Source organism: Streptomyces sp. HP-A2021 (assembly GCF_022807935.1).
Lineage (GTDB): Bacteria > Actinomycetota > Actinomycetes > Streptomycetales > Streptomycetaceae > Streptomyces > Streptomyces afghaniensis.
In genome coordinates, this window is the sequence record NZ_CP094344.1 from 9,075,578 (window position 1) to 9,088,155 (window position 12,578).

Sequence of the window (12,578 nt, forward strand, 5' to 3'; positions counted from 1 at the left end):
GGCCCGGTTCCGCCCCCTTCCTGGCGGGACCGGGCCGGCCCACCGGCGTTCCCAGCCACCCACCGGCCCCAGCAGTGACTCCGGCCGGTCGGTGGACCGGGCCGGCCCTCCGGCGGGAGGACCGGCCCGTCCGCGCGTCAGCGGAGCTCACCGGAAGAACGGAACGTCCGGGGCCCTACCCCACGGCCCTGAGCAGCAACAGGGCGATGTCGTCGAGCCGTTCCTCCCCGTCCGTGCGGTGGCGCTCCGGGCGGACGAGGCTGTCGGCCAGTTCGTCCAGCGGCTGGTCCCCCGCGTCGGCCAGGCGACGGCCCAGGCCCGCGAGGGCCTCCTCGAAGTCGGTGCCGGGGGACTCGACCAGCCCGTCGGTGTAGAGGACGAGCAGGGAGCCGGGGGCGAAGGCGACCTCGGTCGTCGGGTACACCGCGGAGGCGTCGATGCCCAGCAGCGGGCCGCCGGCCAGGTCGAGCACGCGCACCCGCCCGTCCGGGCGCCTCAGCAGCGGCGGCGGATGACCCGCCCGGGACATCACGGCCCGGCCGTGCGCCGGGTCGAGCCGCAGGTACAGGCAGCTGGCGAACAGGTCGGACCCCAGGTCGAGCAGCAGCCGGTTGGTGCTGCGCATGACCTCCTCGGGCGCCTGGCCCACGGCCGTGTACGCGCGCACCGCGGTGCGGACCTGCCCCATCAGCCCGGCCGCCGTGACGTTGTGGCCCTGCACGTCCCCGATCACCGCCGCCGCCATGCCCTGGGTGCGCACCAGGTCGTAGAAGTCGCCGCCGATGTCCATGCCCTGCGTGGCCGGCACATAGCGGGCGGCCGCCTCGATGCCGGGCAGCGACGGCAGGGAGTGCGGCAGCAGCGCCTCCTGGAGGCCGTGCGCGAGCCGGTGCTTGGCGTCGTAGAGCAGCGCCCGCTCCAGCGCCTGGGCGATCAGTCCGGCCAGGCTGGTCATCACCGCCCGTTCCTCCGTCGGGAAGGGGTGCGGCTCGGCGTAGGAGAGCACGCACGTCCCCACCGGCCGGCCCTGGGCGATCAGCGGCAGATACGCCCAGGCCGCGAACCCGTCGGGCGTCGCGCCCCGCGCCGGGTAGAGGCGCTCCAGCTCTTCCTGCGACTCGAAGAACGCCGGTACGCCCGTCCGCAGCACCTGTGTGCCGGGGGTCGGTTCGGTCAGCGGCATCCCGTCGAACCGTTCCACCACGGTCGCGTCCCGGTACCCGCGGTGTCCGAGCACCCGCAGCCGGTTGGCCCGCGAGCCCAGCACGACCAGGGCCTGGCTGCCCACGGCCGGGGCGATCTCGTCCGCGACCAGCTGCACCACGTCCTGCACCCCCACCGCCTCGGTGAGCGCACTGGCCAGGTTCAGCACCTGCGTGATGGTGACCAGCCGGGTCGGCGTCCCGTCGGGCGGCGGTGCGGTCCGGTTCATCTCCGCCACGGCCCGGGCCCTGGTGATCCGGACGCTGAGGCCCGTCGTGCTCGGATACAGCCGGAACGACAGCCACTCGCCGGGCGGGCGCAGCGCCACGAACGAGGCGGTGTGCTGGCTCATCAGCGCGGCCCGGTAACGGTCCTCGTACACCGGGTCGTTGAGCCACGGCACCGACGCCCACAGCTGCGTGCCGAGCAGCCGGCTGACCGGGACGTTCAGCAGTTCGGCCGCCGCCGCGTTGACGAACCCGATCCGCCCGTGCAGATCCAGCGAGACCAGCCCGTACGGCAGCCGGCTCACCATCCGGGCCGCCTCGACCGTGCCGAGCGTGCCGGCCATCCCGCCGACCAGGGGCGAGGCGACCAGATCCGTCTCGGGGTGCGGCGGGATGCTGTGCTCGGCGGCCCGCTCCAGCCGGACCGCCAGCCGCCCGCAGGCCGCCGTCAGATGCTCGCGCTCCCGGTCGGACAGCTCCGGAGGATGCCCGCCCGGCCAGGTCACGAACACCGCGCCGTACACCGTGGACTCGGTGGCCACCGGCACCGCGGCCAGGGCGAACGGATACGGCAGCACCATGGCGATCCGCGGGTAGCGGCGGGCCATCTCCTCCTCGCCGCCGACCCACACCAGCCGCCGTTCACGCGCCGCGTCGGCGACCGGGATCGGCGCGCTCAGCCCCACCCGCTCCCAGGGCGCCGCGAACGCCCGCGGCAGCCCCGCCATCACCGCCATCTCCAGCACCGGGTGGTCCCGCGCCAGCAGGTACACCGCGCCGGAGTGGGCGTGCACCTCGTCCATCATCGAGGCCAGCGCCAGGGACAGCAGGGGACGGCCGACCGGCGTCCTGGCGGCTGCCGGCGCCTGCGCGGACGACTGTCCCTCGGACACGCCGACCACCTCCTCGCACGGCCGCGCGACCGGACTCAGGAACAAATGTCCCCCCTTGCGGGGCGTCGCGCACGACGAGCGGCCCGGGGGACAGACTTGGTTACCGTCGGTCACACTCACGCGGCCCCGTTGCAGGCGCCCGCGTACCCCGACCGCCGCGTCCCATGCCGCCGAAGTCGAAGCGCGGCAGGGTGTAAGGGCGCCGCGCGTGCGCCCCCACGCACCCTGATGGCTGGATCATCGCGCCCACGCAGGGTCACGGTCGCGAACAATGGGGCACGCGCCCAACACGACGACGTGGCGTACGGCGAGCCGAGGGGGTGGCAGTGATCCGGGTGCTTCTGGTGCACGACGAGTGTCTGGTGCGATCGGTGCTGGCGGAGTGGCTGCGGGGGGAGTCCGATCTCGTGGTGCACGACACGTCGTGGCGGGGCGCGCCCAAACTGCTGCCGTCCGTGCGGCCGGACGTGTGTGCGGCGGACCTGGAGTGCGCGGACTCCTACGGCATCCCTCCGCTGGGCGAGCTGTGCCGCCCGGGCCCGGACCGGACGCGCCCGCGCTTGCTGGTGCTCGCCACTGCGAACAGACCCGGGCTGCTGAAACGGGCGGTCGAGGCGGGGGCGCTCGGCTACGTCGACAAGGAGGGCTCGCCGCAGAACCTGCTGCGCGGAATCCGCCGGGTCGCCGAGGGGGAACGTTTCGTCAACGACTCGCTGGGCTTCGGTTTCCTCAAGGCGGCCGAGATGCCGCTGACCCGAAGAGAGCTGAGCGTGTTATCCCTCGCGGCCGAGGGAGCCTCCATCGCGGAGATCGCCGGGAGCCTGCACCTGTCCCACGGGACCGTGCGGAACTACATGGCGGCCATCACCCGCAAGACCGGGGCCCGCAACCGCATCGACGCGATCCGCATCTCGCAGGGCCAGGGCTGGCTCTGACCGCCGGGCCGGCACCGGCGTCCAGCTCCCGACGAGGTCCCGGTACAGCGGCGAGCACCGCATCAGCTCCTCGTGACCGCCGCAGGCCGTGCTCCGGCCGTCCATGACCAGCACGCGTCCGGCGCGGCGGGCCGAGCTGATGCGGTGGGCGACGACCACCAGGGTCCCGCCCGGCCGCGCGGCGAAGGCCCGCTCCGCGCGCTCCTCCGTCTCGGCGTCCAGATGGCAGGTCGCCTCGTCGAGCAGGGCGAGCGGGGCGTACGACAGGTAGGCCCGGGCCAGCGCGACCAGTTGCCGTTCGCCGGCCGACAGGGCGGCCGGATCGAGCCGGGCGCCGAGGCCGCCGAGCCGGTCGGCCAGCGGGGCGAGCCCGACCGCCTCGGCCGCGGCCCGCAGTTCCTCCTCCGGCACGGGGTCCGGACGCAGGTACGCGAGGTTCTCGGCCAGGGTGCCGCCGAAGACGTAGGCCTCCTGCGGGATGAGCACGCGCGCGGCGGCCGCCTCCGGCCCGGGCACGGGATGTCCGCCCACCGTGATGGTGCCCCGCTGCGGGGTGAGAAGCCCGGCCACGAGGGCGGTGAGCGTGGACTTGCCTGCGCCGCTGGGCCCGACGACGGCCAGGTGCGAGCCGGCCGGGAGGGTGAGGTCGAGCCCGTTGACGACGGGAGTGCTGGCGGGGCCGTAGGCGAAGGTGACGGAGGAGAGGGACAGGGCCGGGGGAGAGAGGGAGGGCGAGGGCGAGGGGGCGGCGGGGTCGGTCCGGCCGGTGGCGGAGGACCGGCGGCGTGTGCCGTCTGTGGCGGTGGGCGTGCGGGATGTGTCCCCGGTGACGATGGCGGTGGGCGTGTGGCGTGTGCCGTCGGTCTCGGAAGGCGTGTGGCGTGTGTCGTCGGCGGCCCGTACCGCTCCCGGGAGCGCGCCGCGGGGCCCGTCGGCCCGGGTGCCGGGACCGGGGCGTGGCCCCTCGTGCTGCTGTGTCGCGTCCGCGGGGCGGCGGGGTTCCACGCGCCGGCCCGACCCCGACCGCCGTCCGTCCTCGCCGGCGCCCTCGGTCTCGACGCCATCCGCCGCGGTCAGCCTGCGCAGCACCACCGTCAGGCGGGAGCCGCTGGTGCCCAGGCCGTGGACAAGGTTGCGCAGGGCGGGCAGCAGGGACTGGGTGACGTAGGCGAGGGCGCCGACCAGGGCGCCCGGGGTGACGTCGTGGGCCAGGAGCCACGGGGCGGTGGCGAGCAGCAGCACGATCGGCAGCTGGCCGCCGATCGCCAGGGACGCCACCCGCGGTACGCCCCAGCGGGCCAGGGCACGCGCCGCCCGCAGTTCGGCCTCGACCCGTTCGCCGGTGCCGGCGGCGATGTGCGACTCGGCGCCGGTCGCCGTGACGTCCCGCAGGCCCGGGCAGACGGCGCCCAGGTGTCCCGCGAGGGCCTCGTCGGCGACGAGGAACGCCTCCTGCCGCCGGGCGAGGGGCCGCAGTGTCGCCGCGAACAGCGCCACTCCCGCGGCCAGGGGCGGCCCGACGACCAGCAGGAGCGGCGGGGCGAGCGTGAAGAGCCCGGCCAGGGCACCGGCGGCGGTGAACACGAACGAGCGGGAGACCATGACCAGCCCGGCGAAGGTGTCCCGCGCGATCTCCACCTGCTGGGTGAGCCCCGACAGGGAGCCCGCGTCACCCGTCCGCACCCCGCGGGACACCACCCGCTCCACGAGCCGGTCCCGGAACGGTTCGACCAGCGCGGCGACGGCGGCGTACACCCGCGCGGTCCCGTACGCCCCGGCCAGGACACCGAGCCCGGTCACCGCCAGCCAGGCCAGCCCGACACCCGGCCGCCCCCGCAGGAACCCCTCGTCCAGGGCGCGGGCGGGCCCGTACCCGATGAGGAAGGTCTGCCCGGTCTCCAGTACCGACCAGGCGGTGAGCCGCAGCAGGACCCGCCACCGGGCGAGCAGGAACCGCAAGCCCCGCGAGGACAGTCCGCCCCGCACGGGGCTGTCCGTCATGCCCGTCACGCCTCCGCCCCGCTCCCGGCCCCGGCGGGCGCCGGTTCCGCCCCCTCCCCGAACACCGCGCGGTACTCCGCGAGCCGCCACAGCTCCTCGTGCCGTCCCACCGCCCGCACCCGCCCTGCGTCGAGCCAGGCCACCGCGTCGGCGCACGCGGCCGTGGCGCTGCGGTGGGCGACCAGGAGCCGGGTGCCGGCCGGGCCGTCGCCGAGGAGGGCGTCGGTGATGTGGCGTTCCGTCACCGTGTCCAGGCTGGAGAGGGCGTCGTCGAGGATCAGCAGCCGGCCGCCGTGTGCGAACGCCCGGGCGAGACCCAGCCGTTGGGACTCGCCGCCGGAGCGCGGGGCGTCGGCGACGGCCGTGTCGTATCCGTCGGGGAGGCGGCGGACGAAGTCGTCGGCGAGGGCCGTGCGGGCCGCCTCGCGGATGCGGTCGGGCGAAGGGGACGCCAGGCCGAGGCCGATCGCCTGCTCCACCGTGTCGCCGAGGAGGGCCGGGCGGGCGAAGGCGTAGCCGACGGCGCGCCGCAGGCCGTCGTGCGGCAACTCGCGGAGCGGCACACCGTCGAGGAGCACCTCGCCCGCGTCCGGGTCGGCCAGCCGCCCGGCGAGCGAGGCCAGCAGCGACTTGCCCGCGCCCGAGCGGCCCACCACGGCCAGGGTCGTTCCGCCCGGTACGACAAGGTCCACCCCGTCGAGCACGGTGCGTCCGCCGCGCCGGGCCGTCACGCCGCGCAGCTCCAGCCGTCCGGGCCCGTCGGGCAGCCGCCGTTCGCCGAACCCGGTGGCGGGCTCGGCCCGGATCTCGCCGAGGCGCCGGGCCGCCGCACGGGCCCGGGCCAGGCCCGCGAGCCGGCCCACCAGGACGCCGACGCCCGTCGCGAGCACGGCGTACCGCGAGGCCGCGAGCACCTCGCCCACCGACAGCCGGTCCCGGGTCAGCAGCACACCGGCCACGGCGACGACCCCGAGCTGGAGCAGCGGCGCCACGGCGACCGCCTGTGCGGCGGCGCGCCCCTGCACCCGCCACATGCGGTGCCCGGCCTCCGACAGGCCGGGCAGCGGCCGCAGCACCCGGGCCGTCTCCCGGCCCTCCGTACCCGCCGCCCGGACGGTGCGGAAGCCCTCGACGGCCTCGGCCAGCGCGGCGGCGATCCGGCCCTGGGTCCGCTGGTAACGCGTCGCGCTCTCAGTGGTGTCCCGGGCCACGGCACGCAGCAGGAACGTCAGAACGGGCGCCCCGGCGAGAAAGACCGCCGCGAGCCGCCAGTCGATCAGGCCGAGCGCGACCACACCCCCGAGCGGACCGGCGAGGGCGGCGAGCAGCGCCGCACGGGCCGCCGGAGTGGTCCCCGCCTCGGCGGCGTTGCCGACCAGGCGCGCGACGAGGTCACCGGAGCCGAAGCGGTCGGCGGCCCGCGGGCCGACGCCCAGGACGTGCCCGGTCAGACGGTGGCGCAGCCACGCGGTGCTGCGGGCGTCGACGGTCCCGGTCAGGACGGTCTGGGCCGCGTCCAGCAGGGCGAGCAGCAGAACGAGGCCGGCGCAGTACAGCACCCAGCGGGTCGCCGGTGCCTGCGCCAGCAGAAGATCGAGCGCGCGGCCCAGCGCGGTCGGCAGCAGCAGTCCCGCACCGGCCGCGGCGGTGCTGACCAGGCACAGCGCCGCACAACGGGCCCCGCTGTACCGGGTGGCCGTACGCAGCAGCGCGCGGGCGTGTCCGGTCGCCGGGTCGTCGTCACCACGCGTGGTCATACGGGCCTTTCGGGAAACGGGAGGACCCCGGGCGGCCCCTCCCCGAAGGGAGCGAGCCGCCCGGAGCCATGCCGCGGACCGTCGGTCAGAGACAGAGCAGGACGCTCGCCGCGCTGATGCAGGAGAGCAGGCTCACCGTGCTGGCGCCGCCACCGTCCGTCCGCTCCTCGGACTCGATGGTCTGCAGGTCGAGAAGTGCCATGGTGTGTCCTTCCGTTGGGTGTCCGTCCGTGGTCATCCGTGGGGACGGGGTGGTGTCACGACTCCGCCGGATCGCGGAGCCGCGTATCGGTGGGCCGCCGGTGCGGCGGCGGGAGGAACGGCAGGTGGGCGTCGGTCGCCGGGTCGAGGGCCGCGCCGAGCGCCAGCAGGCACCCTGCCGTTCCGGTGGCGAGGTCCATGGACAGCCGCATCATCTGGTGGCCCGGGAAGGCGAGTTGGCCCTCGTAGGCCATCGCGAACCAGCCGAGCCCCGCGATCTGTCCGGCCAGCCGGTCCGCGGTCGCGTCCGGCGTGGTCGTGCGGCCGAGGTGCAGGATCATTCCGGCGCGGCCCTGGAACAGCCCGGGCTGCGCGTAGAAGCGTGAGGTGGCCGCGGTGAGCACACCGGAGCGAGCCGGCCCGAACTCCCCGGCCAGGTGCGGGGCGTGGGCCACGAGGTCGTCGAGGACCATGCCGATCCCCGCGCTGCCGTCGCCGAGGTAGGGCAGGGTGCGCCAGCCCTCGTCGACCTCCAGCGCACCGCCCTCGCGGGTCACGCACGACTCCAGGTCCCGGCGCAGTGCCACGGCCGCCGCCTGAAGCCATTCGGCCCGGCCGGTCCACTCGTACTGCCGCAGCATCAGGAGCGCCGGACCGGTCGCGCCCCGCAGCAGCCCGGCGCGCCGCCGGGGCGTGGCCGGGAGCGGCTCGGCGAGCCGTCGCACGAGGATCCGGGCGGCCTCGTCGGCCCGCTCGCGCAGCACCGCTTCCCCGGTGGTGCGCGCCAGGTGGCCCAGGACGAGGCCGAGTCCGGCCAGTCCGCCGTGCAGGTCGGAGGAGAGGTTCTGCCAGCGCTCCGCGAGGATGCCCTCGACCAGGTCCAGCGCCCGCTGCCGGTGCCCGAGCCGGTCCAGGACCAGGGCGACCCCCGCGAGCCCGTCGTACAGGCCGAGCGGCGTGCCGACCGGGGCCGGTGCCGTCCGGGCCAGCAGCCAGCGCTCGCCCTCCTCGTACCGCTCGGCGCCGATCGCGTCCAGCGCGTACAGCACCCCGGCCGCGCCGTGGGCGATCCCCAGCCCGCCGCCGTCGGAGAACTGGGCGACGTCGCCCGGGAAGAGCCGGTCGTCGCGCTCCGGGGTGGCCGAGGCGAGGATCGCCTTGACCATCGAGTCGCGGCTGTACGGCCAGTCGGCGGGGTCCACCGGCGAGGACGGAGCGGCCACCGTACGGCCGGACACCTCCCGCGTGATCTCCGCGACCGCCTCGTCGAGGAACTCCCGCGGCACGTCCGGGAACTGCTCCGTGATCACCTCGGCCAGATGCGCCGCCTTGCCGCGGTCGACCACGAACAGAGTGGTCACGGGCAGGAACAGGGCCAGCCGCAGACAGGCCAGGGCGTAGCGGTCGACGTCGGCGCCCCGGCGGTCCGGCGGCGCGAAGAAGCCCGGATGGGCGACGACCTGGCGGCCGTTCTCCCCGACCGGGGCCGCGGCCTCGAAGTCGAGGAGGAAGACCGTCTCCTCGTCCGGCGCGACCATGATGTTGAAGACGTGCAGGTCGTTGAAGACGATGCCGCGCGCGTGCACCGCCGCCACGGCCTCCTCCACCCTGCGGTGGATGCGCAGCGCCCACGCCGTGTACGCGGCGACGGCCTCCGGCTCGGGATCCTGGGCCAGCAGCGGATGCCGCTCGGCGAAGAACGAGTTGAGCGGACGGCCCTGAAGGAAGTCCATCACCAGGAAACGGTGGCCGCCGAGCTCGAACCAGTCGCGCACCTCCGGGACCACACCCGTGCCCGCGACCTGCTCCAGCGCCCGCTTCTCCCGCTCCAGCCGGGCGATCGCGTCCGCGCCGTCCGAGGCGAGCCCCGCGTGCGGCCGGCCCTCCTTCAGCACGACCTTGCGCCCGTCGCGCGTGTCGGTGCCCGCGTACACACCGCCGCCGTTGGAGAAGTGCAGCGCCTTCTCGATGCGGTACGGCAGGTCGCCCGTCGTCGTGTTGTTGCGCGCGTCCAGATGGGGCTTGAGGAACTCCGGCAGCGTCACCCACTCCGGCACCTGGAAGGACGGCGTCCGCCGGTCCGGCACCAGCCGTCCCTCGCCGTCCCGCACCGCCGGCACCAGCGAGCCCCGCTCGTCCACGACGAACGAGCGCGCGAAGGCGCCGTACCGGACGTACAGCGGACCCTCGCCCCACCGCAAATCGGTCAGGATGTACGGCCCCTCGAACCCCGCCAGCAGCGCGCCCAGCTCGCGCAGCACCTGGTGCAGCTGCTCCTCGCCGGCCGGATAGACGGTGACGAACTTGCCGCTGCCGTCGCGCGGCGCGTATTTGGTGTTGCGCAGGTGCAGCAGGTGCGGTCCCGGCACGAACTTGAAGGGGATCCGCCGCTCGACGCAGTAGTCCCACACGGTCCCGGCGATCTGCTCCGCGTTCGCCCGGGTCGCCGAGGCGTGGATCTTCCAGCCCTGCGCCGGGCCCTGCACCGGCTCGCCGTCCGGGCCGAGCGGCGTCATCGTCAGCCAGTCGCCGATCCGTGCGGCCTCCCAGCCCTCGGGCACCGGCCGGCGGGCCGTCTCGTAGAGGTGTGCGGCCGCTCCCTGCGCGGCCTCCTGCCCGCCGCGCGCCAGCCGGTCCGGCGTCTCGTAGAAATGCCGGTCGGCGAGCGCGTACACCTCGTACCGCTTGTCCATGCGTCCCCCTGTCGTGACGGGCACCGAGCTTTCCAGCCACGCGACGGGCCCGGACAGTCACGGCTGTCACGAGAACACCGTGCGGAACGCATGGGTCAAGACATGTTCGGTGGCTTTCGAGCGTCCGTGCCGCTTGGGCTCCACGGAACGCTCACAGGGGCTGCGCAGGTGTCTCATAAGCGCTGTAATGGCCAACGTGGTCAGTGAGGGCGCCGAAGAGCGCGGAACGCGAACGCTGCGTGCCGAAGGTGCCCTCAAAGCGATCGCGGTCGATCAGGAGTCGCCCGAACGGGTGCACCGCGCCCTCGAACAGGCACTCGTCTTCGCCGGTGCCGCGTTCGTCGCCGTGTACACGCCCGGTCAGGACGGCGAACTGCTCTGCCTCGTCGAGTCGGCCGGCGTGCCCAGGACGCTGTACGGGCTGCGCGACAGCTACCCGCGCGCCGGGCGCTCTCCGGTCGCCGAGGCCCACCGCGGCGGACGGCCGGTCTCGATGGGCCCGGCGGAACTCGCCGGGCACGCCCAGGCGCGGCGCGTGCCGTCCCGGGATTTCCATCTGGTCGCCCTGCCCGTGCAGGGGGACGGCGGCGGCTGCCTGCTCGCGGTGAGCGAGCGCCCCGCCGGGTTCGACACCGACGACCGCACATGCCTGGAACTCATCTCAGAGGCGATCGCCTTCACCGCCCCGGCCGCGGCCGCCGAGGGCGGTGAACTGCCGCCGGGCGCCTTCAGCCTCGCCATGGACACCGGCCGCGTCCGGGCCGGCGACGATCTGCTGGACCTGTTCGGCCTGGACCCCGTGGAGTTCGACGGCCGCGTCGAGACCCTGCTCGGCCTGACCGTGCCCGAGGACCTGCCCTCGCTGATGTCCGTCGTGGAGGCGGACCACATGTCCATCGGCGACCGGGAGCTGGAGTTCCGCGTGCTCCAGCCCACCGGCCCGCCGAAGTGGCTCCGGCTGACCGGGCGTCTCCTGCCCGGCGGCGAGGGCCACCCGGCGCGGCTCGTGGGCACCGTCGCCGACGCCTCCACGCTGCGCTCCGACGTCACCGACGTGGCGCGCGTCCAGCGCCTGGCCACCGCGCTGGCCACCGCCGTCACCGTCCGCGACGTCGGCAACGCCGTGGTCGCCGCCCTCCGCCGGCCGCTCAGGGCCGACCGGATCGCCCTCGCCGAACTGGAGAGCGACCGGCTCGTCGTCACCGTCCTCGACCCGCCCGAACCCGACGTCTGGCCCGAGCTGTGGCGCAGGGAGTGGCGCAGCGAGTGGCCCGACGCGCCCGTGCGCGCCATGCCCACCCTCGCCGCCGCGCTGCGCGAGGGCCGCGCCCGGATCTGGCCCGCCGGCAGCCCCCTGGAACGCGCCCTGGCCGAGGTCGGCCCCGGCGGCCTCGCCGTCCTGCCGCTGCCCGCCGGGAACCGCATGGCCGGAGCCTGCCTGATCGGCTGGGACACCCCGCACGACTTCGGCACCGACGAACGCGCCCTGCTCACCGCCTGCGCCGGCCTCGCCGGACAGGCCCTGGTGCGGGCCCGGGCCTTCGACGCCGAGCACGAACTCGTCGGCATGCTCCAGCGCCAGCTGCTGCCGCGCCGACTGCCCCGGCTGCCCGGCGCGGAGGCCGTCGCCCGCTACCTGCCCAGCACGGCGGGACTGGAGCTCGGCGGCGACTGGTACGACGTCATCCCGCTGCCCGACCACCACGTCGCCCTGATCATCGGCGACGTCCAGGGCCACAGTGCCGGCGCCGCCACCCTCATGGGCCAGATGCGCACCGCCCTGCGCGCCTACGCCGTCGAAGGGCACCCGCCCGACGTGGTGGTCGCGCACGCCAACCGGCTGCTCATGGACATGGAGAGCGACCTCTTCGCCACCTGCGCCTACGTCGACGTCGACCTGGAGGAGGGCTCCGCCTGGTGCGTGCGCGCCGGGCACCTGCCGCCGGTGCTGCGGTACCCGGACGGCCGGACCGAGATCGCGGAGGCCGAGGGCGGGCCGCCCCTCGGGGTGATCACCCAGGCCGACTTCCCCATGAGCCCGCTGCGCCTCCCGCCCGGCACGGTGATCGCCCTGGCCACGGACGGGCTCGTCGAGACGCCCGGCACCGACATCGACGAGAACATGGACCGCCTCGCCGAACGGCTGGCCGAAGCCGCCCCCGCCGACCTGGGGCTCGTCGCCGACGCCCTCCTCGGCAACGCCCCGCGCAGCGACGACGTCGCCCTGCTCCTCATGCGCTACGACGGCATGGACCTGCGCCCGCTGCGGGAGAGCTGGACGGTGTGGCGCGTGCCGCAGGCGGTCGGGCACGCCCGCCGCTTCGCCCGGCGCACCCTGCGCTCCTGGGGCGTCACCGAGAACGTCGACGCCGTCCTGCTCGTCGTCTCCGAACTCGTCACCAACGCCCTCGTCCACACCGACGGCCGGGTCCGCATGGACCTCACGCTCATCAACAACCGCCTGCGCGTCGCCATCGCCGACGCCTCCCCGCGCAGCCCGGTCCGGCCGACCAGCATCGGCTGGGAGGCCACGGGCGGCCGGGGCATCCTCCTCGTCGAGGCCCTGTCGGCGACGTGGGGGACTCTGCCGGTCAGCGGCGGCAAGCAGGTGTGGGCGGAGATCGTGCTCGGGCGGTGAACACCGTCCACGATCACCTGGTGACCTGGC

The 12,578-nt window shown here is 75.2% G+C and carries 6 protein-coding genes and 1 pseudogene; 2 read left to right on the plus strand and 5 right to left on the minus strand.

Going from position 1 to position 12,578, the window contains the following annotated elements; all coding sequences use genetic code 11:
• Positions 1-175: 175 nt before the first annotated feature.
• Positions 176-2,323 carry a SpoIIE family protein phosphatase gene (locus MQE23_RS40845; protein WP_082319771.1) on the minus strand — a complete coding sequence of 716 codons (2,148 nt, stop codon included), beginning with the start codon at positions 2,321-2,323 and terminating at the stop codon, positions 176-178.
• A 326-nt stretch (positions 2,324-2,649) separates the two neighbouring features.
• Here MQE23_RS40845 and MQE23_RS40850 point away from each other — a divergent pair, with 326 nt between their 5' ends.
• On the plus strand, positions 2,650-3,258 hold the full coding sequence (locus tag MQE23_RS40850; protein WP_082319768.1) for a response regulator transcription factor: 609 nt from the start codon (positions 2,650-2,652) through the stop codon (positions 3,256-3,258).
• A gap of 240 nt (positions 3,259-3,498) precedes the next feature.
• Here the strand turns inward: MQE23_RS40850 and MQE23_RS40855 are convergent.
• The 4 genes and pseudogenes from MQE23_RS40855 to lanKC all read right to left on the minus strand — a co-directional run.
• A pseudogene (locus tag MQE23_RS40855) lies at positions 3,499-5,259 on the minus strand (ABC transporter ATP-binding protein/permease); the annotation flags it as partial.
• Positions 5,260-5,264: 5 nt separating this feature from the next.
• The gene (locus tag MQE23_RS40860; RefSeq protein ID WP_243381821.1) at positions 5,265-7,016 is read right to left on the minus strand and encodes an ABC transporter ATP-binding protein; all 1,752 of its coding nucleotides are present in this window, start codon (positions 7,014-7,016) and stop codon (positions 5,265-5,267) included.
• Between the two features lie 85 nt (positions 7,017-7,101).
• The gene (locus MQE23_RS40865; RefSeq protein WP_010040504.1) at positions 7,102-7,218 is read right to left on the minus strand and encodes a SapB/AmfS family lanthipeptide; all 117 of its coding nucleotides are present in this window, start codon (positions 7,216-7,218) and stop codon (positions 7,102-7,104) included.
• A 55-nt stretch (positions 7,219-7,273) separates the two neighbouring features.
• Positions 7,274-9,910 (minus strand): class III lanthionine synthetase LanKC, encoded by a 2,637-nt coding sequence (gene lanKC, locus MQE23_RS40870; RefSeq protein ID WP_243381823.1) that lies wholly within the window; start codon positions 9,908-9,910, stop codon positions 7,274-7,276.
• Positions 9,911-10,097: 187 nt separating this feature from the next.
• On the opposite strand from lanKC, the gene MQE23_RS40875 reads away from it, so the two are divergent.
• Positions 10,098-12,548: a SpoIIE family protein phosphatase gene (locus MQE23_RS40875; protein WP_020272068.1), complete on the plus strand. Its 2,451-nt coding sequence runs from the start codon at positions 10,098-10,100 to the stop codon at positions 12,546-12,548.
• Positions 12,549-12,578: the final 30 nt, after the last annotated feature.

What these genes read in the sequence shown, in the direction of transcription:
- MQE23_RS40860 (WP_243381821.1), bottom strand. Translation starts at nt 7,016, where the DNA reads ATGACCACGCGTGGTGACGACGACCCGGCGACCGGACACGCCCGCGCG.
- MQE23_RS40865 (WP_010040504.1), bottom strand. Translation starts at nt 7,218, where the DNA reads ATGGCACTTCTCGACCTGCAGACCATCGAGTCCGAGGAGCGGACGGAC.
- MQE23_RS40875 (WP_020272068.1), top strand. Translation starts at nt 10,098, where the DNA reads ATGGCCAACGTGGTCAGTGAGGGCGCCGAAGAGCGCGGAACGCGAACG.
- lanKC (WP_243381823.1), bottom strand. Translation starts at nt 9,910, where the DNA reads ATGGACAAGCGGTACGAGGTGTACGCGCTCGCCGACCGGCATTTCTAC.